Origin of the sequence: Pseudoxanthomonas sp. GM95, assembly GCF_900109775.1 — a bacterium.
Classification (GTDB): domain Bacteria; phylum Pseudomonadota; class Gammaproteobacteria; order Xanthomonadales; family Xanthomonadaceae; genus Pseudoxanthomonas_A.
The window spans coordinates 43,123-68,068 of sequence record NZ_FOAX01000005.1 but is presented as its reverse complement, the minus strand read 5'-3'; the positions used below and the strand labels follow the sequence as shown (position 1 = coordinate 68,068).

The window sequence follows — 24,946 nt, the reverse complement described above, 5'->3', positions numbered from 1 at the left end:
CTGGGTGCGAGCTGCCGGGCAGGGCGCTAGGTCAATCGAACAGGCGCACATCCGCGTGACTGACGAGATTTCCTGGGCCACTTCGGGTGGCCCCGGCCGTCACTCCGTTTGCCGCCATTACGCTTCCAGCAACATTGTGGAGATTGAAATGTCTTTGGAACAACCTCGTAAAGCATGGTCGACGTGGCTTGTACGCCCGTTGGCCGTCTTGATTCTTTTTTTATCAATCTGGTTCTTCATTGGCGGCGGCATGCTCATCGCTGCCGGCGGATCTTGGTACTACGTCCTTGCCGCCATGTTGCTGCTGGCCTCGGCCGTCCAGTTGTGGCGCTATCGCACTTCCGGCGCGTGGTGTTTCGGGGCGCTGTATGCGGCCACCATCCTATGGACGATCTGGGAAACTGGCGCCGACTACTGGGGCTGGATTCCGCGCCTAAGCCTGCTGACCGTGCTGGGCCTGATCTTGAGTCTGGTGCTTCCCAACCTTGACCGTCGCACGTCGCGGAAGGTATCGCTGGGCTACACCGGCGCGGGCGTGGCGATCTTCGCGACCTTCTTCGGTCTGTCGTTCGTCACCCACGGCTATGTCGCACCCACTGGCCCTCTGCCGAACAGCCCCATTGCCGGCGCCGATTCGGATATCGATGCTGGCCTCCCCGATGGCGATTGGTCGCACTATGGTCGCGACAGCCACGCCACCCGCTACAGCCCGCTCAAGCAGATTGACGCTAGCAACGTGAGTGGACTCAAGCGCGCATGGGTCATGCGCACCGGAGACCTGCCGAAGGACCCGGCGCACAATAAGTGGGCGCCTCAAACCACGCCTATCAAGGTCGGCGATGCCATCTATATGTGCACCGCCACCAACGACATCCTGCGCCTGGACCCGGCGACGGGCAAAGAAGTCTGGCGCTACAAATCCGGCGTGGTCGAGGGTGATATTCCCTACACCGCCGCATGTCGTGGCGTTACCTATTACCAGTCCACACAGACCCCTGCCGGTGAGGTGTGCCACACGCGCATCCTTGAAGGCACGCTCAACATGAAGTTGATCGCGGTGGATGCCGAGACAGGCAAGGCCTGCCCGCAGTTTGGCAACAACGGACGCGTGGACCTGTTCGCCGGTCTGGGCAAGACGGTGCCGGGCATGGCTGCCATGACCTCACCTCCGCCGGTCGTCAATGGTGTGATCATCGAAAACCACCAGGTCATGGACGGCCAGCGCCGCTGGGCACCGTCTGGCGTGATTCGCGGCTGGGATGCTGAAACTGGTGCTTTCCGCTGGGCGTGGGACGTCAACCGGCCCAATGACCGTGGCGAACCCGGCCCGGGCGAGTCCTACAGCAAGGGCACGCCGAACTCCTGGACCACGCTGACCGCCGACGCAAAGATGGGCCTGGTCTATCTGCCGATGGGTAACTCCACGGTGGACTACTACACGGCCATGCGCACCCCGGAAGAAAATGCCGTATCCACTTCGGTGGTGGCGCTGGATGTGCAGACCGGCAATCCGCGTTGGGTCTACCAGACGGTCCACAAGGACGCCTGGGACTACGACATGGGCTCGCAGGTCACGTTGCTGGATTACCCGGACCAGAGCGGCAAAATTGTTCCGGCGATGATTGTGCCGACCAAGCGCGGCCAGACCTTCATCCTCGACCGCGCAACCGGCAAGTCACTGACCAAGGTCGAAGAGCGTCCTGCTCCGGCAGGCAACGTGCCTGGCGATCCGCGTGCGCCGACCCAACCGTGGTCGGTCGACATGCCGCGCATGAGTGCTCCTGACCTGACCGAAAAAACCATGTGGGGCATCACCCCGCTGGATCAGCTGTACTGCCGCATCAAGTTCCGCAATACCCGTTATGTCGGTGAGTTCACTCCGCCGGGCGTGGGCGATCACTGGCTGGTGTTCCCAGGCTACAACGGCGGCAACGACTGGGGCAGCGTGGCCTACGATCCGGCGCGCGGGATCATGGTCGGCAACTACAGCAATACTCCGCTGCGTGAGCGTCTGGTGCCCCGTGCCGAACTCGAGGCTAAGGGCATCTACGCGATGGACAATCCCAAGTTCAACCCGAACGGTCCAGGCGTAGAGGGCAACGGCGCCCAGGAAGACACGCCTTACGGCATCGAGACCATCCCATTGATGCTGCCGTTGACCAACATGCTGTGCAATGAGCCGCCTTACGGCAAGATCGTGGCCATCGACATGCATACCCGCAAGACCTTGTGGGAGCGTCCGCTGGGCACGGCCCGCGCCAACGGCCCGTTCAACATCGCCACCGGCATGCCGATGGAAATCGGTACTCCCAACAATGGTGGTCCCATGATCACTGCCGGTGGACTAGTCTTCATTGCAGCGGCCACCGACAACCTGCTGCGCGCGATCGACATGTCCACTGGCAAGGTGGTGTGGAAGGACGTGTTGCCCGCCGGTGGCCAGGCCACGCCCATGACCTATGAGTACAAGGGTAAGCAGTACGTACTGCAGATGGCCGGCGGTCACCACATGATGGGCACGCCTACGGCTGACTATCTGGTGGCATACACCCTGGACAAGTAACACCTTCGTCCGGCTTCACCGCCTGGCGCGTCGGGATGACGCGCCAGGCCTGTGGTCCGGCACGACCAAAAAAGCGGGCGCGTCTGAACTGTCCTACAGGAGACGCGCCCTTTTTTTGCCTTTCAATTTTTGAAGACTCCCCAATGAACACATACAGATTGTTGCCAACGGTTCTGGCAGCGGCGCTGCTGGCCATGTCCGGCCGTGCGATGGCCTGGGACCTTGAGACCTCGCCTTACCTGCTGGGAGACTGGGGCGGCGCACGCGCAGACCTAGAGAACCGCGGGGTCAAGTTCCAGTTCAACTGGGTCAATGAAGTGGCGCACAACTTCAGTGGTGGTGATCGTGACCTGACGCGCAGCGCCGGCCAGGTCGTCGCTGGAGCAACAGTGGATCTAGAAAGGTTCGTTGGCTGGAGTGGCTGGAGCACCCAGGTTGCATACACTCAACGGCTTGGCAGGACGGTCGATCAGGATGCCAAGCTGGGCACCAGCATGCAGGTCCAAGAGATCTACGGAAGGGGGCAAACGCTCTGGCTTACCCAACTCTCGATTGAAAAAACGATGTTTGATGGACGCTTCTCGTTAAAGATGGGGCGGCTGCCGATCAACGGTGATTTCGGCTATGCCGATTGCGACTTCCAGAACCTGTCCTTCTGCGCGCCACAGGCAGGCAATATTGATGGTGGCTACTGGTACAGCGCGCCGGTCGGTGTCTGGGCCGCGCGCGCGCGGTGGAACACCACGGCCCGTACCTATCTGCAACTGGGTGCTTATCAGGACAGCCCGGTCTACGGGGACACCCGTTGGGCGCGGCGTAGCGCCTGGAAGATCGAAAACCCAGGTAGCACGGCAGGGGCTTTGATACCACTAGAATTCGGCTGGACGCCCAATTGGAATGGGCTAGATGGTCTGTACAAGATTGGAGCGTGGGTCACCACAGGCGGTGGCAATGACCTGGTGCGCAACCAAGATCATGGACTGTTGGCCACCGACGGCGGCGTGCCGATGCACCACACCAATAGCTATGGTGGCTACATTGCCTTCAAGCAGCAGGTGCACCAGATTGCAGGAGGAGGAAGTACGACGCTGTTCCTCAATCTGACCAAGTCCGATCATGCGACTTCGCAGACCAGCGGGCAGTTGTCGATGGGCGTGCAGGTCGCGGGCGCGTTCGGTCGAAGCAACGACGTCTTCGGCTTCGCAATGGCCGCCACGCAGTCCAGCAGTTATTACGCTGAGTACGCCAGGTTGTACAACCTGGAGCATGGAGCAGATACGATCGTGGTTGGCGGTGGCTATGAGAAGACGGCAGAGATTCACTACGCGTGGTCACCCATCCCATCCCTGAGCATCAGCCCCAACATCCAGTACGTGGTCGATCCGGGCGGCGACTCGGATCACGCAAGCGTGGTGGTGCTCGGCCTTAGGACGATCGTCAACTTCTAACGTGCCGCTCCGTCAGTCGGGAGACGGCACGCTGGGCTAGCCAAACGGCCCAGCCTCACATCCAGATGAACTAGCGCGTGAAGGGTGCACGCGCATTTGCAGCGCTGCGTGCAATGCCATGTTTCATTCAACGAAGGGTGAATTTTTCGCCTTGAAATGTCACAATTTCGATAGGGTTCTAACGATTATTGCGTAGTCGGCCCCCTACGGGGCGCTCGCTGATTCAGTGCGCGTTTGCCCTCGGAATCATCCACGGCGGAATCGCATCTCAAATGAATACAGCCCTCAAAACGATCATCAGCCACGTCATGAGGACGGCTTTCTTTGCATGGATGGTGAGCCTTCCGGTGATCGCGCTCTATATCGATCTCCACTGGCTCAAGGATGATCTGGGGGAATGGTCATTGGTCGAAATTACACAAGAGCTGTTCCTGCTGTTCAGCACACTGGCCTTCGTCGACCTTGCAAGGCACAACCCGCGTGACCGTGCATTTGCAGTGCTGGCCGCTGGCTTCATGGCCTGCATGCTGATCCGGGAACTGGACGCAGTGTGGGACCTAGTCTTCCATGGATTTTGGCAGGTACTGGTGGCAGTGGTTGCAGCGAGCTGCTTCATCTTCGCTCTGCAGGACGTGCGCAGGGCGATCAATGCACTGGCGCGTTTGCTCGTATCCCGTAGCGGCACCGGGGTCACGACGGGGCTGGTTCTGCTGTTGTTCTATTCCCGCCTTTTCGGCATGACCGCGCTTTGGCAGGGCTTGCTGGGTGATGCCTACATCCGCGTGTTCAAGAACGCGGTGGAGGAGGGCACTGAGCTGCTCGGCTACACCTTTATCCTAGCGGCCTCATGGTCATATGTGCACCAGCAAGTCAAAGCACCTTGGTCATCAGCCCAAGACACTCCTGTGCATCCGTATGCCCTGCGTTGAGTTGGTTGCTTGGCAGCAGGCGGTTCCACACCTCATCAATCCTCGCGTCAACACTTTCTAGTCAACGGCTTCCCAGTGTCCAGGCAGAAATTACTCCTCATCATCGACGAAAACGACGGTATACACGGCCGGCTTCCGGATGTTCCGGAAGGCTGGACCTTCAGGATCACGCCATGGATGCAGATGGCCGAGCTATTTCAATCCGTTGATGTGCGGCAGATCGATGCCATCGTGGCGGTCGAGCCTGTCGAGGAAGCCCGCGGATTCGAATTCATCGGAAAGCTTCGCAAATCGCTCCGGAGCAGTGCGCCGTTGCTTTGGATCTCGTCTGATCAGCGTGTAGAACGCAAAGTCCAGGTACTGAAAGAAGGGGCAGACGACTATCTATCGGTTCCCTATGCGATGCCTGAGCTGCATGCGAGGCTCGTGGCGTTGCTTCGCAGATCCAAGGGACAGGTGCTGCAGGAAAGACTGCAGGTGGGCACGCTGGAAATCGATGTGCAAGCCCATCAGGTTCTTATGGGGGGGCGTCCCCTTGCGCTGAATCCAACAAGTTGGCGTTTGATCCTCTGCCTGGCGCGCGCTTTTCCCGAGCCGGTGTCGAGGAAGGCATTGATGAGCTCACTCAACTGCAAGGCCGAGCTTTCTCAGAAATCTTTCAGCAGCCACATCTACAATCTGCGGAAAGCCATGGGTGGCGCATCGAGTGATCCGACGCTGCTGACGGTCCCTGGTGTTGGATTTAAACTGGTGGCCGATCGCGCTTTGAATTTTCAGGCCAACTTTCCAAGAAGGCTGGCAGCCCTGCCGAAACTTCAACGCAGCGGCGTCATCAGAACTGCGGAATCTTATTGTAGGCAGGCTCAAGCCAAGCAGGCGCTTCGCTGAAGAGCTTACGGGTCACTGCCTTGATGACTTCGATTACTGGGTCTTCGTCTTTGGCGCGATAGTTCATCACGATCGGACTGACTGCATCGGCGTCTTGTGTGGGGCGATAGACAAGGGCAGGGCGCAGGTGGCGTGCGGTGGCTGGTATTAGGCAGACACCACTACCTGCCGTTACAAGGGCCAGAGCGGTCTGCAATTCCTTGACCTCGTGCACCTCTTGCGGGCGCGCTCCGTGTTCGCGCAACAGCGACAGGACCTGGTCGGCGAAGCTCGGGCGAGGCTTGCTCGGATAGACAACAAGCGCACAGCCGTCCAGTTCGTGTAACCGAACAGCTGTGCGCTTCTTTGAGAGGCGATGTTCAGGCGAGATGGCAAGGAACAGGCGCTCTTCGCGAAGAATCACGCGCTTGACCGAGGCATCGCCAGTGATGATCCGTCCAAAGCCGACGTCGATCAGTCCGCGTCGGAGCGCGTCCTGCTGCTCAACCGAGGTCATTTCCAGCCAACGCACATCCAGATCAGGCCGCTGCTCCATCAATCGGCGCATGACCGTGGGCAGGCCGCCATAGAGGGCTGATGCCACAAATCCAACATTGAAGATCCGTTTGCTGCTTAAGCCCAGTCTGCGTGCAGTGATCTCCATCTGCTCAATCCGATCAAGCACTGCCAGTGAATCCTCGTAAAAGCGGCGGCCTGCTTCGGTCAGGCGGATCGGCCTGCTTTCGCGTTGGAACAGTAGCGTGGAGAGCTGATCTTCTAGCTGGCTGATTTGCTTGCTCAAGGACGGCTGGGTCATGTGCAGGACTTCAGCCGCACGGGTGAAATTGCGGGCCTCAGCGACGGCAACGAACTTGCGGATCTGCTTGATATCGATAGTCATTGGTCTAATTGCCAAAAAGCTTGATTGGGAATGGTGCGACGCACCAAACATTACCGATCAGTGACATACGTTAACACTATGTCGTGGCCGACATGATGACCTGGCAGAACTTATCTTAGACACGAGTCGGCCTCAGGACCACGATCTGCCCCGCTGCGCAGCTGCATCGATGCGCATTGGCCAGCCAGAGAGAGGTGATCGTGACCCCTTCAGCACAAGCAACGCCGGAAGCACAGACGCCGGCTCGCGGATCTGACCACGCGCTGAGCGTGGCCATCATCGGCGGCGGCATCGCCGGTGTCGCACTGGGCATTGGACTCGCCAACCATGACCACCTGAAGGTGGATCTTTTTGAATCGGCCGAACGTTTTGGCGAGGTCGGCGCGGGTGTTTCGTTCGGCCCCAACGCGGTCCGTGCCGTCGCCGGACTGGGATTGGAAAAAGAATACCTGGCCCTGGCCGATCGCACGCCCGAGCCGTGGCAGGACATCTGGTTCGATTGGCGCTTTGCCGATGACGGTCGCCATATCGCGTCCAGCGTCGCCGCACCGACAGGCCAGTCCTCGGTACATCGCGCTGAATTTCTGGAGCTGCTGGCAGCGCGACTGCCCGCTGGCACCGCCCATTTTTCCAAGCGGGCCAAGCATGTCGAACGCCATGGCATGCAGTCGAAGGTGACCTTTACCGACGGCACGTCGCATATCGCGGACCTGATCATCGTGGCCGACGGCATCAAGTCCGCGCTGCGTCCTCTGGTGCTGCAGGGCCGCGGCAAGCCCGCTGCCAACCCCGTGTTCTCTGGCACCCGCGCCTATCGCGGGATGGTCGATACCGCGGCGCTGCGTGCGGCCTTCGTGTCTGGGAGTATGGACCCGCGCATGGTCGACGTGCCGCAGATGTTCCTGGCGCAGAACATCCACATCCTGACGTTCCCGGTCAGGCATGGGGCCCTGATCAACATTGTGGCGTTCATCACCCGTCCCGAGGATCGCGACTGGCCTGCCGACATGCCGTGGGTCCGCGAGACGACCAAGCAAGAAATGCTCGCCGATTTCAGCTGCTGCGGCGATGCGGTGCGCGTGATCCTCGACAGCATTGAACGCCCGACGATCTGGGCTCTGCACGACATTCCCGAGATCGAGGCCTATATCGACGGCAATGTCGCCCTGATCGGCGATGCCGCCCACGCCATGCTGCCCCACCAGGGCGCCGGCGCGGGGCAGGGGCTAGAAGATGCCTACTTCTTCAGCGAGCTGTTGGGCGACCCTTCGCTCCAGGCCAGCGACGTCCCGCGCCTGCTGGCAGCCTACGAGAACGTTCGCCTGCCGCGCGCTTGCGCGGTGCAGCGCACCTCGCGCGAAGCGGGCGATCTGTATGAATTCCGCTCAGCCGAAGCAGGCAGTGACCCGGCCGCGCTGAAGCAGCTTCTGGAAACCCGATTCGACTGGATCTGGAACCACGACCTGGACAGCGATGTCACCGCCGCCAGGCAGCTGCTGTCCGATAGAAAATCCGTGGCCTGACGCCGCAGCACAAGCCCTCACGACGCCCTTAATCGTAAAAACCGGGAGTAAATTTCAATGTCGCAACTGACTGAAACCAAGCACGCATCTACCGTCGCCGTGGTGCGCGAGCCGGGCGCCGCGCTGAGCATCGAGCAGGCCCAGGTAATGACTCCTGGTCCCAAGGAGGTCCTGGTCAAGGTGGTGGCCTCGGGCGTCTGCCACACCGACATGGTGTTCCGCGATCAGTTCTTTCCCTCGCCGCTGCCGATCGTGCTGGGCCACGAGGGCTCGGGCGTGGTGGTGGAAGTCGGCGCCGACGTCACCGTCGTGGCGCCGGGCGACCACGTGGTGATGACTTACATGTCGTGTGGACTTTGCGCGCCTTGCGAAACCGGCCATCCGGCGCACTGCTCCAACATGGCGCCGCTCAATTTCGGCGGTGGACGTCCCGATGGCACCACCGGCATGTGCGATGCGCACGGTCATGTGCTGCATGACCACTTCTTTGGCCAGTCTTCTTTCTCCAACTACTCGATCGCCAACGAGCGCAACGTGGTGAAGGTGCCCAAGGAAGCGCCGCTTGAGCTGCTGGGGCCGCTCGGCTGCGGGATCCAGACTGGCGCCGGCGCCGTGCTCAAGGCGCTGGGCGTGCGTGCGGGCAACAGCTTTGCGGCGTTTGGCACGGGCGCCGTCGGCCTTGCCGCCATCATGGCCGCGCGCGTGGCCGGCGCCACGATCATCATCGCGGTGGACGTGGTGCCCTCGCGTCTTGAACTGGCGCTCGAGCTGGGTGCCACGCACGTCATCAACAGTCGCGAGCAGGATCCGGTCGAAGCCATCCGCGCCATCACCGGTGGCGGCAGTGACTACAGCTTGGAATGCTCGGGCCGCGCCGAAGTCTTGCGGCAGGCCATCGACGCGGTGGGCATCCTGGGCACCTGCGGCATCGTGGGTGCGACCAAGATGGGCACCGAGGCCTCGTTCAACGTCAACGACGTGATGATCCCCGGCAAGCGCGTGATGGGCATCGTCCAGGGCGACGTGGTGGCCTCGACCTTCATCCCGGTGCTGGTCAACCTCTACCTGCAGGGCCGCTTCCCGTTCGACAAGCTCTGCAAGTTCTACGAATTCGACCAGATCAACCAGGCGATGGAAGACAGCGAGAAAGGCCTGACGATCAAGCCGATCCTGCGTATCTCCTCCATGGCTGCGTGAGCGGCCGGCCAACCAACAAAGGCATCTTCGCCATGAATGTTGAACTCGTCATCGACAACAAGAAGCAGGCCGGCGCCAGCGGCCTGACCTACCAGCGGCTGAGCCCGCTGTCGCAGAAGGCCGTCACCACCGCCAGTTCGGCCACCGTGGAAGACGCCACCCGCATTGCCGAATCCAGTGCCCGCGCTTTCACCACCTGGTCCAAGGTCGGCCCCGGCGAGCGCCGGCGCCTGCTGCTGGCCGCCGCCGACGCGCTGGAAGCCAAGATCGGCGAACTGTCCAGCGTGATGGCTGAAGAGATCGGCGCTTCGGCGCTGTGGGCCGGCTTCAACGTGATGGCCTCGGTTGGCCTGATCCGCGAGGCCGCTGGCCTGACCACCCAGGTCCGCGGCGAGACCATCCCGACCGACAAGCCCGGCACGCTGTCCATGACCCTGCGCCAGCCGGCCGGCGTGGTGCTCAGCGTCGTGCCATGGAACGGCCCGGTCATCTTGGGCACGCGCGCTATTGCATACCCGCTGGCGATGGGCAACACCGTGATACTCAAGGGCTCCGAACAGAGCCCGCGCACCCACGCACTGCTGGCCGATGCGTTCTACGAGGCAGGTTTTCCGGCAGGCGTGTTGAACTTCCTCACCACCAGCCCCGAGCATGCCGCCGACGTCACTAACGCGCTGATCGCGCACCGCGCAGTGCGCCGGGTCAACTTCACCGGCTCGACCAAGGTCGGCCGCGCCATCGCGGTGGAAAGCGCCAGGCACCTCAAGCGCTGCCTGCTCGAGTTGGGCGGCAAGGCGCCATTCGTGGTGTTGGATGATGCTGATATCGACGGCGCGGTCAATGCTGCGGTGTTCGGTTCGTTCCTGTACCAAGGGCAGATCTGCATGTCGACCGAGCGCTTCGTGGTGGACCAGGCAGTTGCCGAGGATTTCGTCGCCAAGTTCGCGGCGCGCGCCAGCGCGTTGTCGTCGCAGGATCCGACCAAGGAACCGGGCTGCGTGATCGGCCCGATGATCAATCCTTCGTCCGCCGAACGTATCAATCGCATGCTGGAAGACGCGCTGTCCAAGGGCGCCAAGATCGTGGCAGGTGGCGTTGCCGACGGCGTAGTCATGCCGGCCACCATTGTCGACCACGTCAAGCCTGGCATGGAGATCTACGACGAGGAAACCTTTGGCCCGGTTACCACCATCGTCCGGGTCAACGGCGTGGACGAAGCCATCCGAGTGGCCAACGACACCGATTACGGCTTGTCCGCAGCAGTATTCGGCTCCGACACCACCCGTGCGCTGGAAGTGGCGCGCAACATCGATGCCGGCTGCGTGCATGTCAACGGCGCCACTGTACAGAACGAGCCACAGGCGCCCTATGGCGGCATGAAGAACAGCGGCTATGGACGTTTCGACGGCTCTGCCGTGATCGAGGAGTTCACCGAGATAAAGTGGGTTACCGTCGAGCCGGCCGACCAGCCATACCCGTTCTGACAGCCCGTGTTCGCTTCGCCACTGTCCGAGAAAGAGTGGCGGCGCGTGTGTGCACGCCAAACATTTTGCGTTCTGGCCCTCCGCGCCGTGCAGGTGCGGTACAACCAACGGGTAAATTCGATGAAGAAGACCATTCTGCTGATAGCGGGCGCGCTTGCGGGTGTCTCCGCCTCCGCGCTGGCCAAGGAAGGAGGCGACCAGTCCACCAATGGTGCCGAGAGCTGGGCCGCCGGTGCACTGCCACCGCCAGGCAACTACTTCCTCAACTACGCAGGCTACTGGAGTGGTGACCTCCGTAACGCATCGGGCAACAAGGTCGATTTTGGGAACGGCAAGCGTGCCACCCTCAACGCGACCTATGACGCGCTGCGCTGGGTGCACGTCACCGACAGCAAGCTTCTGGGTGCGGACTACGCGTTCCACGTGATCGTGCCAGTGGTGAACCTTTCGATCTCCCATCCTGCATTCGGTGGACGCGACAGCAAGCTTGGCGTGGGCGACATCGTCATTGATCCGTTGGTGCTTGGCTGGCACCGCGGTGACCTGCATACCACGTTCGGCCTGGACATCTTTGTGCCGACCGGCAGCTACGACAAGAGCGATCCGCGTGTCAGCATTGGTTCCAACTACTGGTCTTTTGAGCCGGTCTTGGCCTTCTCTTGGCTCCCGGCCAGCGGCTGGGAGGCCTCGGCCAAGTTCATGTACAACATCAAGACCAAGAACGATGACACCGATTACCAGTCTGGCGATGAACTACACGTGGACTGGCTCGTGGGCCGCACGCTGGGCAGCTGGGGCTTTGGCGTGGCCGGCTACTACCTCAAGCAAACCACCGACGATAAGGTCGACGGTAGCCGCATCGCGGCGGTGCCAGATGTCTGGAGTGCGGGGCGTCGCGGCCAGGTCTTCGCCTACGGGCCCAGCATCAAATACACCACCGCCGGCCATGTTGCGCTGATCGGCCAATGGGCACACGAGACCAGCGTCGAAAACCGCTTCGGCGGCGACAAGTTCCTGTTCAAGGCAATCGTTCCATTCTGAGCACCCCAATGAAAGAGCACAGCAACAGAACGGGAAATCCAGCTCCCGTGATTGAGCGGATCGAAACCTTCCTAGTCGATCTGCCCACGATCCGGCCGCACAAGCTGTCGGTGACTACGATGGTCGGCCAGACGCTGATGCTGGTGCGTATCCACTGCAGCGACGGCATCGTCGGCATCGGCGAAGGCACCACTATCGGGGGCTTGGCTTACGGGGCCGAAAGCCCGGAAGGCATGAAGGTGGCGATCGATACCTACTTCGCCCCCGTCCTGTTGGGCCAGGGGGCTAGTCGCATCCCTCTGTTGATGGATCGGGTCGGCCGTATGGTCAAGGACAACCGGTTCGCCAAGACCGCAGTTGAAACGGCGCTGCTTGACGCGCAGGGCCAGCGTGTCGGGCTACCGGTCTCCGAGCTGCTGGGTGGCCGCCGCCGCGATCGTCTACCCGTGGCATGGACGCTGGCTTCGGGTGATACCGCACGCGACATCGCCGAGGCTGAGAGGATGCTGGACTTGCGCCGGCACAACATCTTCAAGCTGAAGATCGGTGCGCGAGCGGTCAAAGACGATATCGCGCACGTAGCTGCTATCAAGCGGGCGCTGGGCGAGCGTGCTTCGGTCCGAGTGGACGTCAACATGGCTTGGAGCGAGCAGGAAGCGGCCTTTGGCATGGCCGCACTGGCCGATGCCGGCTGTGAGCTGGTCGAGCAGCCGGTGCGCTCGGCTTCGGCGATGGCGCGCCTGATGCGCCGTTTTCCAGTCGCGCTGATGGCTGACGAATCGTTGACCGGCCCAGATTCGGCGTTCGATCTAGCCAGGGTCCAAGGAGCCGACGTGTTTGCGGTCAAGATCGAGCAGAGCGGGGGCCTATTCGCCGCCCAGCACGTGGCCGCAATCGCAGACGCGGCTGGCATCGGCCTGTATGGCGGGACGATGCTCGAAGGCGCGTTCGGCACGATCGCTAGTGCACATGTCTTCTCGACCTTCAGCAAGCTCCAGTGGGGCACGGAGCTCTTCGGCCCGTTGCTGATCACCGAGGACATCCTGGTCCAGCCGCTGGACTACCAAGAGTTCTCGCTCGCTGTGCCCACCGGGGCCGGGCTGGGCATCACGCTCGATGAGGAGCGGGTTGGTCATTTCCGGCGCGACGGCCTCAAGCGCGTCAGCGTATCAACGCAGGCACACACGAATTAGGAGATCCCAAGGAATGCTTTTTCACGTACGCATGGATGTCCGCATCCCGCTAGACCTGGACCCAGGCATCGCCGCCGACCTTAAGGCAAAAGAGAAGGCGCGTTTCCAAGACCTGCAGCTCGCGGGCCAGTGGCGCCATATTTGGCGCGTGGTCGGCGAATACGCCAACGTCAGCATCTTCGATGTCGCCGACAACACCGAGCTGCACGACCTTTTGCTGAGCCTGCCACTGTTCCCGTACATGCAGATCGCGGTGACCCCGTTGTGCCGACACCCGTCATCGGTCCATCACGACGACCGCTGAAACAACCCGCAAATCCGGTGTGTGCCTATAGCACGGCGCACCAGGCAGCACATGCGACCCATGAAGGAGACAGCAATGAACGTCAATATTTTCGATCGTCCGCAAGTCCAAGAATTCCTCAAGACCGTGAGCGGACTGGATAAGCCTGAGGGTGATCCACGCATCAAGGCCATCATTCATCGATTCATGACCGATCTGTTCAAGGCCATCGATGAGCTGGACATCACGCCGGACGAGTACTGGGCTGGCATCGCGTGGATCAATGCCCTGGGCACAGCAGGTCAGGCTGGCTTGATCTCGCCCGGGCTTGGCTTGGACCACTTCCTGGACCTGCGCCTGGACGCCAAGGACGCAGCGCTGGGCATCGATGGTGAGACCCCGCGCACGATCGAAGGCCCGCTATATGTTGCCGGTGCCCCTGTCGTGCACGGACACGCACGCTTGGACGACGGTCGGGACACCAATGGTACGCCGCTGCTCATGCATGGCACGGTTCATGGCGCTGATGGCAAGCCCCTGCCTGGCGCCGTGGTTGAGGTCTGGCACTGTGATACGCGAGGCTTCTACTCACACTTCGATCCAACCGGTGTACAGGGTCCCTTCAACATGCGCCGGACCCTGATAGCCGATGAGGCAGGTCATTACAGCTTCCGCAGCATCGTGCCCAAGGGCTATGGCGTGCCGCCAGGCAGCCCGACAGAGCAGCTGCTGTTCGCGCTGGGGCGCCATGGTCAGCGCCCGGCCCACATCCATTTCTTCGTCAGCGGTGACGGACACCGCAAGCTGACCACCCAGATCAATATCGCGGGTGATCCGCTGGTCAATGACGACTTCGCCTTTGCAACGCGCAATGGACTAGTGCCGGAAATCAAGCAGCACACCGGCGGATCTCCGGTTAATGGTGTGGAGATGGGAGAGGCATTCGACGAGATCCTCTTCGATTTTCACCTGACCGAGCTGGTGAATGGGGAAGACAACCAAGCCGTCCAACGTGCGCGCGTTGCGGCCTGATCAGTCCAGACGGTACAGAAGGCAAGCGGGCCGAGCGTCCGCCTGCCTTGTTTCCAATGAGACCGGCATTGGCGTGGCCCGGTGGGAGCGCAAGCATCCCGGCCTCCTGTAAGGAGTTGCCTTGAACGTGTTTTTGGATAGGACGGACGCGGAAACCGCGATCCTGTCGTTGCTGCCAGGACGGTCTGACGACTTGGCGCGACTGAAGATCCTCGCCCGGGTAGACGGGACGCCGATCGTCACCGTCATCGGCAAGTACAACCATGGCAAGTCGAGCCTGCTCAACGTGCTGTGCGGTGCCAGCGCCTTCGACGTGGCGGATAAACGCCAGACCATTGCCCTGTCCGAGCACCTGGCTGCCGGCGTGCGCTGGCTGGATGCCCCCGGACTCGATGCCGATGTCGCAAGCGGCGACGACCGCGAAGCGTTGACCGCGGCCTGGCAGCGCTCGGACATACGCTTGCTGGTTCACGCGGCCAAGGAAGGCGAGCTGGATAACAGTGAGCGGCAGCTGCTTGGTCAGCTCGATGCCGACGACCAGCGGACCCGGCGGCAGACGCTTTTCATACTGTCGCAGGTCGACCAGCTCGAGGATGAAACCCACTTGGCGCATGTGACCGACGCGCTGGCCACGCAGGCACCGCATGTCCCGGTGCACCTGACGTCCTCGGTCCGTTACAGCAGGGGCATGGAAGGCGGCAAGGCGCTGCTAGTAGCACGCAGCGGTATCCCCGCCCTGAAGGAGGCACTGCAAGCGGCCTGCGCGCTAGTGCCCGAAGCGCGCAAGTATGAAGTCGCGCTGCGACATGCCGACGTTCGCGAGGAAGTAGGCACCTTGCAGCATGCGCGCAATCAGGCCCTGGCTACGCTACTGGAGACCCAGGTCACGCAGGCGGCTGCATTTTCCACAGGATTGTCAGAGGTCCTGGACAAGGCCAGGGACGAGATCCAGGAGCTGCTTGACCATCCCGGTCCCGACGATGCATTGCGTCCCGACACGCACGAGGAGCGCTTCCAGGTCACAGCCGGCAAGCTCGAACGCGCGCGCCAGCAGTTGGCGCTGACCAAGGTCAACAGACGGATCAGTAGCTATCTCGTTGGCCATGGGGTTGAGGAGCTGCCGCCGTCACCTGGCTGCGTGGCGTCCAGCTTGAACACGGTCATGGTCGCGGTGCTTGGGATCTCAGTGAAGTATCTGGAGGACATGCGCCGGATCTATTGCGCGGAGCCGGGTCGCGCGCATCTGCAAGCGCGATTCACCCATTACTACGAGATATCCAAGGACCGCCTGGCCTTGGCAGAGCTGATCACCGCCGCGGTCGACGCGCGCGATAAGGCGGCGTGCGCGGCCGCCGCGCTGCAGTGGCTGGAGGCACAGGCATGACCGCGATGCTATGCCCGCAGGCCGGCGACACGGAAGCGCCCATTGTTGACACTGGCCAGACGCCGTCGCCGCTCGATCGTTGCGAGCTAGACCGGTGGTACGGCACGCTGGAGCAGGACCTGCAGTCGCTCCGCGTGGAGCTGACGTTCCTGGGCGAAGGCAGTGCCCTGGCCGGTGGGATGGTCGAGCTGAAGACGCTGATCGCGCGCCTGCCAGGCATGTGGCAGCATCAGTGGGACCGCCTAACCGCCGCGCGGCTGCTGGCCGAGGCGTTCGACGACACATGCATGCTGCTGGTGTTCGGCAAGTTCAACGCCGGCAAGAGCTCGCTGTGCAACTTCCTGGCCGACCAGGCCCGTGCCCAGGGCGCGGCGGTGCGCTACTTCCATGTCGTGGAAGGCCAGGTCATAGACACCGCCGAGCGTCTGGTCGAGGGCGTGACCGAAACGACCGCCCGTCTGCAGGGCGTCGTATTGGGCCAACGGCTGGTGCTGCTGGATTCGCCGGGGTTGCATTCGGCGACCGCGGAAAATGCTGCGCTCACGCTGCGCTTCACCGATTGCGCCGACGGCATGCTGTGGCTCACCAGCTCGACCGCGCCTGGACAGGTCCAGGAACTTGAGGAGCTCTCGCGCGAGCTGCACCGCGGCAAGCCGCTGCAGCCGGTGCTGACGCGCAGCGATGTCTTCGACGAGGACGAGATCGACGGACAGATCAAAAAGGTGCTGTGCAACAAGTGTCCAGAGCGCCGCGCACTGCAGGAGCGGGACGTTGCACAGCGCTCCGCCGAAAAGCTCCGGCAGCTGGGTGTGGACGAAGGGCTGCTGCGCCAACCGCTGTCGGTGTCGGTCCATGCCGCCAAGGTGTATGCCGATTCACCCGATGGGCTGGACGAGGCGGGATTCGGTGGCCTGCGCGCCGCGCTCGATACGCTGGTGGACAGCGCCCTGCACTACAAGGGCGGCAAGCCGTTCGCCATGCAGCTTCACCATTTCGAGGAATGCGTGGTCGGCAGCCTCGAGGCGGACTTGCTGCACAAGGTCAACGCCATGATCCAAAGCCTTCAGCAGGAGCAGGGCACGCTTGCCCCGCGGCTGGAGCGACTGCGGACCGATGCCGCGCGAGCGGTGATCCTGCAGCTCCACGACACGCTGGAACTGCATGCCGAAAGCCGCAACACTGAAGCGGCAGTCCAGGCTGTGTCGGACCAGCTGCGGGATGCCTTCGCGCGGCAGTTGATGGCGAATTTCCGCGACTATCGGATTGAACTTCCCGAGCTGGACGCGGCGATCGCGATCAACGCACGCGCCCGTTACGACGTGCTGTCTGCCGAGCCGGTCGCAGAGGCCGGAGCAGGCGGGGGGACCGATGCCGCGTCGGCGCCGATCATTGGCATCAGTCACGAGCGAATGCAGACCGCGCTGGAAGAAGGGCTGGTCGAACGTCTGCAGGTCCTCGTCCAGGCTGTGGGCACGCAGATGGGCGCAGGCCTGCAGCAAACGCTGGATGCGCTCATCGCTTTTGAAGCCGGCATCTGCGAACGCACTGCCGAGCTTGCCCTGATCGGGGCCCGGTTTCGTGGCGGTGGCAGGGCCGGCGATACACAGGCGGCGCCACCTGTCGCGCGCTAGCGGGCGCTGCACGCATGCACGGCATGGCTGAGCGTTGCTGTCTTTGCGTCAAGCCAGCACCGTTGATCGCCTGACATCGACGCGCGGTTTTGCACAATGGTCGCCCCCACCGCCGCCGGTTGGCGGCGCACGATGTGCGAGAACTCCCCATGAAAACATCCCTGCTATTGTCCGCTGGCTGCGCGCTGGCGTTGTGCATTCCCGCCGCTTTTGCCGATGACGCGAGCGACCCTGCCGCCACGCCGGCCGGATCGCTTGAAGTCGTTGCCCGGTTCAATGGACCCGGACCATCGGGTATCGCGGTCACTCCGAAGGGCCGTGTGTTCGTCGGCTTCCCGCGGCATGCCGAGAACCACACTGGCATGACCTTGGGTGAGCTGGTCGACGGCGAGCTGGTGCCGTTTCCCTCGACCGCGATGAGCCTGCCGTCGCAGGCGCCAGTGGCGCAGTGGCTGGTGTCGGTACACGGCATGACCACCGACACCCGCGGCAACCTGTGGGTCATCGACGATGGCAAGCGCGCCGGCATCGACGGCATCCCGGACGGTGCGGCCAAAGTCGTCGGCTTCGACCCGGATAGCGGCCAGGTGATCGCCAGCGTGGCGCTCAAGGCGCCGGCGCTGTTGCAGGACAGTCACATGAACGACCTGCGTGTGGACCTCACCCACGGCAGCAAGGGCACTGCCTACATCAGCGATTCGTCTTTCGGCACTTCGCCGGCCTTGGTGGTGGTCGACCTGGCCAGCGGGCGCCAGCGTCGCGTGCTGGCACACCACGTCTCGACACAGCCGCAGGCAGGGTTCGTGGCGATCCTGGATGGCAAGCCGATGCGCTACGACGCCAGGCATCCGACATTCCCGGTCGGTGGCACAGACGCGATTACGCTGAGTCCGGATTCGCAGACGCTGTATTTCGCGCCATTGACCAGCCGGGCGCTGTACAGCATTCCCACCTCGGTGCTGTCCGATTTCGACACTAGCGAAGCCACGCTGGCTTCGGCGGTCAGCGATTTGGGCGAGAAGGGCTTTGCCGATGGCATGGCTAGTGATGCGCAGGGTCGCCTTTACATCACCGACGGAGAGCACGATGCCATCCTCCGGCTCTGGCCCGACGGACACCTGGACACGGTGGTCCGCGACCCGCGCATCGTCTGGCCCGATGGCATTGCCACCACTGATAAGTACGTCTATGTGACGCTGGGGCAGTGGGATCGTCTGCCCGGCTTCAATGGCGGTCGAGACTTGCGAAAGCCGCCTTATCTCCTGGTACGCGCGCCGATTGACGCGCCACCGTCTGTCGATGCCTCAAAGGCGCTGAATGTAAAAGGCGGCCGATAATCGGAGCATTGCCCGGATTTCGTCCATGAAGAAGCTTATTTGCTCCGCTGAGGCGCGTTATCGCCTGAAGAGCTGACGAAAATTCAGCATGAAATGCGGATGGCGAACGTGGCGTCTTTGTAATATTTGCGCAGGCAACCATCGGGTAACCCACCGCATGAACATTCTCACCACCGGCTCTGAAAATAAGCGCTTGGAGTCGTTGACCCGCCGAGACTTTTTGGTGGGAGCGGGCTCGGTCGCATTCTTAGTGGCCCTTGGCGGCAATGCGCTGACCGCCGCCGGCACTCCTGAAGCATTGCCCGCCACTGACGGTAAATTTTTGCGCCTTTCTCAGACGTTGACCGGCAAGGCCGATCTCAATCCGGTCACTGCCGGTCGCATCGATGCGGCATTCGCAAAACTCCAGCCCGAGCTGCACGCGCAGTTTGCCGCCCTGGCACTGCTGGCCGGCACCTACACCGAGCCAGCCACGCTGGTCGAGGCCGCAGGCGATGCCAAGCCGGCGGCGCTGGCCATCATCGCTGCCTGGTACACCGGCACCGTCGGCAAGGGCATCGAGGCTGTCACCGTGGCCTATCGCGACGCGCTCATGCAGCGTCCGGCCGACGATGGCCTGTCGCCGCCAACCTACGCCATGGGCGGCCCCGCTTGGTGGGTCGCACCGGCGCCTGCGCCGCTGCGTGGCCAGGCCTGATCCCACGTTCGTGATCCCTGCACGGCTAATCCGCGCAGGTCCCTTTATCTGAAAACCTGGAATTGCTCTCCATGAAAGTGCCCACTTTCCATGACGGCGATGCCGATGCCGACGTCGTGATCGTCGGTTCCGGCGTCGTCGGCGCCCTCATCGCCAACCAGCTGGTCCGCGCCGGCAAGTCCGTCTTGGTCCTGGAGGCCGGCCCGCGGTTGAACCGCTCGGACGTGGTCGAGAACTGGCGCAACGTCAGCTTCGAACGCCGACTCGGCAGTGACTTCCAAGGGCCTTACCCGCAGTCGCCGTTCGCGACCGCGCCGCTCTATTACCCAGCTAATGACTACGTCGCATTGAGCGGTCCGGATGCCAGCAGCTTCCGGCAGGGCTTCATCAAGGCCGTCGGTGGCACGACATGGCACTGGGCCGCCTCGTGCTGGCGTCACCTGCCGGTGGATTTCAAGATGCAGTCCACCTACGGCGTGGGCCGCGACTGGCCGATCAGCTACGACGACATCGAGCCGTACTACTGCCGCGCCGAAGAAGCCATGGGTGTCTCCGGCCCGAATGATCCGGCCAAGCAGAGCCCCTCCGAGCGCTCCAAGCCGTACCTGGCCGACATGATCCCCTGGGGTAACGGCGACAAGGCCTTTGCCGAGGTGGTCAATCCGCACGGCTACAACCTGGTGCCGATCCCGCAGGGCCGCATGGTCCGGCCGTGGAACGATCGCCCGGCCTGCTGCGGCAACAACAACTGCCAGCCGATCTGCCCGATCGGTGCGATGTACAACGGCATCCACACCGTCGAAGCCGCCGAGCAGTCCGGCGCCAAGGTGCTGGACGAATCGGTGGCCTACCGCATCGACACCGATGCGCAGAACCGCGTCACCGCCGTGCACTGGTATGACAACAAGAAGGTCAGCCACAAGGCGACCGGCCGGCAGTTCGTGATCGCCTGTAACGCGCTGGAAACCCCGCGCCTGCTGCTGTTGGCCGCTAACGAACAGAATCCGAACGGCATTGCCAACTCTTCCGACCAGGTCGGCCGCAACATGCTGGACCACTCCGGCTTCCACTGCTCATTCATCGCCGACCGGCCGATGTGGCTGGGCCGCGGCCCAGCGCAGTCCAGCTGCATGGTGGGTCCACGCGATGGCGCGTTCCGCTTGGAATACTCCTCGACCAAGATCATCCTCAACAACATCAGCCGGGTGGCTGCGGCAACCGACCAAGCCTTGAAAATGGGGTTGGTGGGTGAGGCACTTGATGCGGAGATCCGCCGCCGCTCGATTTATGGCGTGGACCTGTCCATCAGCCTGGAGCCGCTGCCTGATCCGAACAACCGCCTGACCCTATCCAAGACCCGCGTGGACGGCCATGGTCTGGCTTGCCCGGACATCCACTACTCGCTGGGTGAGTACGCACGCAAGGGCTACGACAAGTCCTGCGAGCAGCTGCGCCACATCGGCTCGCTGTTCAATGCTGAAGAGTTCGTCATCACCACCGCGCTCAACGCCAACAACCACATTATGGGCTCGACGATCATGGGCTCGGACCCGCGCGACTCGGTCGTCAATGGCGACTGCCGTGCGCATGACCATCCCAACCTGTACCTGCCAGGTGGCAGCGCGATGGCCTCTGCCAGCGTCGTCAACAGCACCCTGACCATGGCGGCGCTGGCTCTGCGCGCGGCTGATGCCATCGAGCGTGCGGCATGAATAAACTCTTCCTCGGTGCCGTGACCTTGCTGCTGGCGGCGACCAGCCAGGTCTCCCGTGCGGACGACACGGTCGAACGCGGTCGTTACCTGTCGGTGGCCGCCGACTGCGCGGCGTGTCATACCGCACCCAAGGGCGGGCAGCCTTATGCAGGTGGCTACGCGATCACCTCGCCGCTGGGCGACATCTGGGCCAGCAACATCACGCCCTCCAAGACCCACGGCATCGGCAAGTACAGCGAAGCCGATTTCGCCAAGGCCGTTCGCGAGGGCGTGCGTAAGGATGGGGCGCATCTGTATCCGGCCATGCCGTACACCTCGTACGCCAAGCTCACCGATGAAGACGTGCATGCGCTGTACACCTACTTCATGCAGGACGTGAAGCCGGTCGATGCCGAGGCGCGTCAGACCGACCTGCCGTTCCCGTTCAACATCCGCGCTTCAATGGCGGTGTGGAATCTGCTGTACCTGGACAAGGCCACCTTCAAGCCCGATCCGTCAAAGGACGCACAGTGGAATCGCGGCGCGTATCTGGTCGAAGGTCTGGAGCACTGCTCCAGCTGCCATACGCCGCGCGGGCTGATGATGCAGGAAGTGGGCAGCCAGGCTTTTGCCGGTGGCTCGCTGGGCGACTGGTATGCGCCCAACATCACCTCCGACAAGATCGGCGGCATTGGCGGCTGGAGCGATGCTCAGCTAGCCCAATACCTGAAGACCGGTCGCGTGCATGGCCTGGCCCAGGCGGGCGGCGGCATGGCTGAGGCGGTGACCAACAGCCTGTCCAAACTGCACGACGAGGACATCGCGGCCATCGTGGCCTACATGCGCAGCGTACCGGCCGTGGCTGAGCCCGGTGCAAGTAAGGCCGCTTTTGCCTGGGGTGATGCGGTTAAGGCGCCAGGTGAGCAGCCGGTGCGTGGCACCGACGCCTCTCCGTCCTCCGGAGGCGTGCTGTATTCGGGCCTGTGCGCCAGCTGCCACGGCGCTCATGGCGAAGGCAGCAAGGACGGGTATTACCCCTCGTTGGTACACAACACCACGGTGGGCCTGGCCCGCCCGCAAAACCTGCTAGCCGCCATCGCCAAGGGCGTGGATCGCGAAGTGGGCGGCGAGCACGTATTAATGCCGCATTTTTCGGAAGGCTCGCATGTGCAGCCACTGACCGATGCCGAAGTGGCTTCAGTGGCGACCTACGTACGCACCAACTTTGGTCCTGGCGATCAGGTCACCGCAGAACAGGTCGCGCATATGCGCGCCGGTGGCGACAAGCCGCTGCTGGCATCAGTACCGCGTCTGATGTTGCCTGCCGTGATCATCGGCGTGCTGGTGCTGCTGGCCTTGGTGCTACTGGTCCGCCGTGCCCGCGCCGAAAAGAACAAAAATAAGCACAACAAGGCTTCCGCATGAACCGTTCGTATTCCCTAATCGCCACTGGACTGCTGGCCGCTGCCACCAGCCTATCGGCACAGGCCGCCGACAGCGACGCCACCAAGGCCAAGCCCAAGTCGGTCGACACCATCACCCAGACCCCGCTTAGCGCCAACTGGGCCGCACGCTTGTGGCTGCAGGATCGCGGCATCACCCCGACCGCGCGCATCGTGGTGGCCAGCGGCATCAACAGCGATGGTTATCGCGGCAGCGGCTGGTCCACCGCCGAGCACATCGACCTGGGCGCGGTAATCGACACCGGCAAACTGTTCGGATTCGACGGCACGATGCGTGTGGTGTTGTCAGATCGATTCGGCAACGCCGTCAATGACCGCTCAACCGGTTCGTACATCCAGAACCAGGCCTTCTGGGGCCAGGGTCAGAACCTGCGCTTCAACGAACTGTCTTACGAGCGCTTCTTCCTGGCCAAGCGGCTCAGCCTGAAGGGCGGCTTCTATTCGATGGGCAACGACTTCGGTGGCTTGCCGTACACCTGCAACTTCAACAACAACGGCCAGTGCGGCCATCCGCTGGGGCCGATCTACAGTTCGGGCTGGCTGGACAATCCGACCGGTCAGTGGGGCCTGCGGGTCAAGTGGGCCGATCCGTCGGGCTGGTATGCACAGACCGGCGTTTACGATGTCAATCCGACCCGTAAACAGGCAGGAAACGGCTTCCGGGTTTCTGCAGAGGGCAAGACCGGCATTTTTCTGCCCGTAGAAGTGGGCTTTACCCATGGCAAGACCGCGAACGACTACACCGGCACCTACAAGGTCGGCTACTACCTAGATACCTCCAACGCCGCGGATATCGGCGATCCAACTGCGCCAAAAGCCTCCCATCGCAGCGGCTCATACGCGCAGGCGGCGCAGCGTGTGTGGAAGCCTTCCGGGGATACCGTGCGCGGTCTGTCGGTGTTTGGCGTGGCCACCCAGGCCGATGCCAAGACGGGCCTGCTGAGATACTCGTGGGAAGCTGGCGTGAGCTGGCGCGGTCTGGTTGCTTCGCGTGAGGACGATGCGCTGAGCTTGGCCTGGAATCGCCTGGACATCTCCAATCGGCTGGCCAACTACCAGCGTCTAAGCGGCAAGGAAATGCAGACCGATGAGCAGTTCGTTGAGCTGAACTACGGTGTGCAGGTCACCCGGTGGATGGTCTTGCGCCCCTCGGTGCAGTACGTGGCGCGACCGAGTGGCTATGACAGCCGTCCGGACAGCTGGGTCTTTACACTACAGGCGCAGCTAACTCTCTAGATCGACCCTCGCTGAGCGAGCGTGGGCGGCGAGGCGAGGCGAGCATCGGTGATTCGTATGCCGCGTTGTTCAGGCCTGAGGCGTGCGTGACCAATTTTCGCTGTTGCCGAAGGACTCAACCAGAAAATCAATGAAGCTGCGCACCTTGGGCGCCAAGTGGCTGCGGCTGGCGTACACCGCGAAGATCTTTATCGGCGGGATCTTATAGGTGGGCAGCAACTGGACAAGGCGGCCATCGGCGATGGCTTCGCCAACGATGAAATCCGGCTGCAGGATGATGCCCATGTCGGCGATGGCGGCCTCTCGCAGCACGTCGCCGTTGTTGGCGCGCAGACGTTCGCGCACGCGCACCGATTCCTCTCCGTCTGGACCCTCAAGGCGCCATTCGTCGCCGCCTTGCCAATAGCGATAGCCCAGCACGCCGTGTTCGGCCAAGGCGGCCAGTGACTGCGGCGTGCCGGCGCGTTTGAGGTAGCCAGGGGAGGCACACAGCGCCATCGCCGATTCGGCCAAGGGCCGGGCAATCAGCGAGCCGGCCGGCTGGCGGGTGATGCGGATGGCCACGTCGTAGCCTTCCTCCACCAGATCCACCAGGCGGTCGGACAGGTCCAGGTCCACGGTGACCTGCGGATGCAGCTGGCTGAAGCTGGCCATCAGGTCTCCCAGGCGGGCAATGCCGAAACTCACCGGGGCATTGACCCGCAGCGTGCCCGAGGGTTCCAGCGATTGCGCGGTGACCGCCGCCTCGGTGGCCGAAAACTCGGCCAGCAGCTTCAGGCAGCGCTCGTGATAGGCCGCGCCGGCGCTGGTCAGGCTGACGTGGCGGGTGGTGCGGTTGAGCAGGCGCGTGCCCAGGCGCTGTTCCAGCCAGGCCACGTGGCGGGTGACGCTGGGCGTGGACATGTCCAGCGCGTCGGCAGCGGCGGAGAACCCGCTGCGCTCGACCACCGTGGCAAACACCCGCATCGCTTCGATCGTGTCCATTGTTTCTCCTCTCGCAATAAATTCTGGCCTTCAGCGGAGTTTATCGGCTACCAACGGCGC

20 protein-coding genes are annotated in these 24,946 nt (G+C 62.7%); 18 read left to right on the top strand and 2 right to left on the bottom strand.

Translation table 11 applies throughout. The annotated features are described in order from the left end of the window. The first annotated feature begins 55 nt into the window (after positions 1-55). The 4 genes from BMZ17_RS20100 to BMZ17_RS20085 all read left to right on the top strand — a co-directional run bounded on the left by BMZ17_RS20100 (position 56) and on the right by BMZ17_RS20085 (position 5,828). Complete coding sequence (locus BMZ17_RS20100) at positions 56-2,563, top strand: membrane-bound PQQ-dependent dehydrogenase, glucose/quinate/shikimate family (RefSeq protein ID WP_254775485.1); 2,508 nt, start codon at positions 56-58, stop codon at positions 2,561-2,563. A 143-nt stretch (positions 2,564-2,706) separates the two neighbouring features. Further along, positions 2,707-4,011 carry a carbohydrate porin gene (locus tag BMZ17_RS20095; RefSeq protein ID WP_175485700.1) on the top strand — a complete coding sequence of 435 codons (1,305 nt, stop codon included), beginning with the start codon at positions 2,707-2,709 and terminating at the stop codon, positions 4,009-4,011. A 272-nt stretch (positions 4,012-4,283) separates the two neighbouring features. Continuing rightward, on the top strand, positions 4,284-4,940 hold the full coding sequence (locus BMZ17_RS20090; RefSeq protein ID WP_093144145.1) for a hypothetical protein: 657 nt from the start codon (positions 4,284-4,286) through the stop codon (positions 4,938-4,940). 75 nt (positions 4,941-5,015) lie between these two features. Then, positions 5,016-5,828, top strand: a complete 813-nt coding sequence (locus BMZ17_RS20085; protein ID WP_175485699.1) for a winged helix-turn-helix domain-containing protein — start codon at positions 5,016-5,018, stop codon at positions 5,826-5,828. Here the strand turns inward: BMZ17_RS20085 and BMZ17_RS20080 are convergent. Continuing rightward, the gene (locus BMZ17_RS20080; protein ID WP_254775484.1) at positions 5,773-6,708 is read right to left on the bottom strand and encodes a LysR family transcriptional regulator; all 936 of its coding nucleotides are present in this window, start codon (positions 6,706-6,708) and stop codon (positions 5,773-5,775) included. The genes BMZ17_RS20085 and BMZ17_RS20080 overlap by 56 nt on opposite strands. A 269-nt stretch (positions 6,709-6,977) precedes the next feature. Between BMZ17_RS20080 and salA the strand changes: the two genes are divergently transcribed. The 14 genes from salA (at position 6,978) to BMZ17_RS20010 (ending at position 23,902) form a co-directional block, all read left to right on the top strand. After that, positions 6,978-8,231, top strand: a complete 1,254-nt coding sequence (salA, locus tag BMZ17_RS20075) for a salicylate 1-monooxygenase (protein ID WP_254775483.1) — start codon at positions 6,978-6,980, stop codon at positions 8,229-8,231. A gap of 57 nt (positions 8,232-8,288) precedes the next feature. Then, positions 8,289-9,428 carry an NAD(P)-dependent alcohol dehydrogenase gene (locus BMZ17_RS20070; protein ID WP_093144139.1) on the top strand — a complete coding sequence of 380 codons (1,140 nt, stop codon included), beginning with the start codon at positions 8,289-8,291 and terminating at the stop codon, positions 9,426-9,428. Between the two features lie 32 nt (positions 9,429-9,460). Then, positions 9,461-10,912 (top strand): aldehyde dehydrogenase, encoded by a 1,452-nt coding sequence (locus BMZ17_RS20065; protein WP_093144259.1) that lies wholly within the window; start codon positions 9,461-9,463, stop codon positions 10,910-10,912. 6 nt (positions 10,913-10,918) lie between these two features. Continuing rightward, a complete protein-coding gene (locus tag BMZ17_RS20060; RefSeq protein WP_217645877.1) occupies positions 10,919-11,953 on the top strand; it encodes a SphA family protein in 1,035 nt (344 codons plus the stop codon). 8 nt (positions 11,954-11,961) lie between these two features. After that, positions 11,962-13,146, top strand: a complete 1,185-nt coding sequence (locus BMZ17_RS20055; protein ID WP_093144133.1) for a muconate/chloromuconate family cycloisomerase — start codon at positions 11,962-11,964, stop codon at positions 13,144-13,146. Between the two features lie 13 nt (positions 13,147-13,159). Further along, positions 13,160-13,450, top strand: a complete 291-nt coding sequence (gene catC / locus BMZ17_RS20050; protein WP_093144130.1) for a muconolactone Delta-isomerase — start codon at positions 13,160-13,162, stop codon at positions 13,448-13,450. Positions 13,451-13,525: 75 nt separating this feature from the next. After that, on the top strand, positions 13,526-14,461 hold the full coding sequence (catA, locus tag BMZ17_RS20045) for a catechol 1,2-dioxygenase (protein WP_093144127.1): 936 nt from the start codon (positions 13,526-13,528) through the stop codon (positions 14,459-14,461). A 127-nt stretch (positions 14,462-14,588) separates the two neighbouring features. Continuing rightward, the gene (locus BMZ17_RS20040) at positions 14,589-15,845 is read left to right on the top strand and encodes a GTPase (RefSeq protein ID WP_254775497.1); all 1,257 of its coding nucleotides are present in this window, start codon (positions 14,589-14,591) and stop codon (positions 15,843-15,845) included. Beyond that, positions 15,842-17,476 (top strand): GTPase, encoded by a 1,635-nt coding sequence (locus BMZ17_RS20035; protein ID WP_093144124.1) that lies wholly within the window; start codon positions 15,842-15,844, stop codon positions 17,474-17,476. Before BMZ17_RS20040 ends, BMZ17_RS20035 begins: the two co-directional genes overlap by 4 nt. Before the next feature lie 149 nt (positions 17,477-17,625). Continuing rightward, complete coding sequence (locus BMZ17_RS20030) at positions 17,626-18,813, top strand: L-dopachrome tautomerase-related protein (RefSeq protein WP_093144121.1); 1,188 nt, start codon at positions 17,626-17,628, stop codon at positions 18,811-18,813. A 157-nt stretch (positions 18,814-18,970) separates the two neighbouring features. Next, positions 18,971-19,510, top strand: a complete 540-nt coding sequence (locus tag BMZ17_RS20025) for a sugar dehydrogenase complex small subunit (RefSeq protein ID WP_093144119.1) — start codon at positions 18,971-18,973, stop codon at positions 19,508-19,510. Between the two features lie 71 nt (positions 19,511-19,581). Next, complete coding sequence (locus tag BMZ17_RS20020; protein ID WP_093144117.1) at positions 19,582-21,222, top strand: GMC family oxidoreductase; 1,641 nt, start codon at positions 19,582-19,584, stop codon at positions 21,220-21,222. Further along, on the top strand, positions 21,219-22,628 hold the full coding sequence (locus BMZ17_RS20015; RefSeq protein ID WP_093144114.1) for a c-type cytochrome: 1,410 nt from the start codon (positions 21,219-21,221) through the stop codon (positions 22,626-22,628). The genes BMZ17_RS20020 and BMZ17_RS20015 overlap by 4 nt, the downstream gene beginning before the upstream one ends. After that, positions 22,625-23,902: a carbohydrate porin gene (locus BMZ17_RS20010; RefSeq protein ID WP_093144111.1), complete on the top strand. Its 1,278-nt coding sequence runs from the start codon at positions 22,625-22,627 to the stop codon at positions 23,900-23,902. Before BMZ17_RS20015 ends, BMZ17_RS20010 begins: the two co-directional genes overlap by 4 nt. A 69-nt stretch (positions 23,903-23,971) precedes the next feature. On the opposite strand, the gene BMZ17_RS20005 is transcribed toward BMZ17_RS20010, so the two are convergent. After that, on the bottom strand, positions 23,972-24,886 hold the full coding sequence (locus BMZ17_RS20005; protein ID WP_093144108.1) for a LysR family transcriptional regulator: 915 nt from the start codon (positions 24,884-24,886) through the stop codon (positions 23,972-23,974). Positions 24,887-24,946 lie beyond the last annotated feature (60 nt).

Coding starts and splice junctions, on each gene's coding strand:
- BMZ17_RS20095 (WP_175485700.1), top strand. CDS start 2,707: ATGAACACATACAGATTGTTGCCAACGGTTCTGGCAGCGGCGCTGCTG.
- BMZ17_RS20090 (WP_093144145.1), top strand. CDS start 4,284: ATGAATACAGCCCTCAAAACGATCATCAGCCACGTCATGAGGACGGCT.
- BMZ17_RS20080 (WP_254775484.1), bottom strand. CDS start 6,708: ATGACTATCGATATCAAGCAGATCCGCAAGTTCGTTGCCGTCGCTGAG.
- BMZ17_RS20070 (WP_093144139.1), top strand. CDS start 8,289: ATGTCGCAACTGACTGAAACCAAGCACGCATCTACCGTCGCCGTGGTG.
- BMZ17_RS20065 (WP_093144259.1), top strand. CDS start 9,461: ATGAATGTTGAACTCGTCATCGACAACAAGAAGCAGGCCGGCGCCAGC.
- BMZ17_RS20055 (WP_093144133.1), top strand. CDS start 11,962: ATGAAAGAGCACAGCAACAGAACGGGAAATCCAGCTCCCGTGATTGAG.
- catC (WP_093144130.1), top strand. CDS start 13,160: ATGCTTTTTCACGTACGCATGGATGTCCGCATCCCGCTAGACCTGGAC.
- catA (WP_093144127.1), top strand. CDS start 13,526: ATGAACGTCAATATTTTCGATCGTCCGCAAGTCCAAGAATTCCTCAAG.
- BMZ17_RS20035 (WP_093144124.1), top strand. CDS start 15,842: ATGACCGCGATGCTATGCCCGCAGGCCGGCGACACGGAAGCGCCCATT.
- BMZ17_RS20030 (WP_093144121.1), top strand. CDS start 17,626: ATGAAAACATCCCTGCTATTGTCCGCTGGCTGCGCGCTGGCGTTGTGC.
- BMZ17_RS20025 (WP_093144119.1), top strand. CDS start 18,971: ATGAACATTCTCACCACCGGCTCTGAAAATAAGCGCTTGGAGTCGTTG.
- BMZ17_RS20020 (WP_093144117.1), top strand. CDS start 19,582: ATGAAAGTGCCCACTTTCCATGACGGCGATGCCGATGCCGACGTCGTG.
- BMZ17_RS20015 (WP_093144114.1), top strand. CDS start 21,219: ATGAATAAACTCTTCCTCGGTGCCGTGACCTTGCTGCTGGCGGCGACC.
- BMZ17_RS20010 (WP_093144111.1), top strand. CDS start 22,625: ATGAACCGTTCGTATTCCCTAATCGCCACTGGACTGCTGGCCGCTGCC.
- BMZ17_RS20005 (WP_093144108.1), bottom strand. CDS start 24,886: ATGGACACGATCGAAGCGATGCGGGTGTTTGCCACGGTGGTCGAGCGC.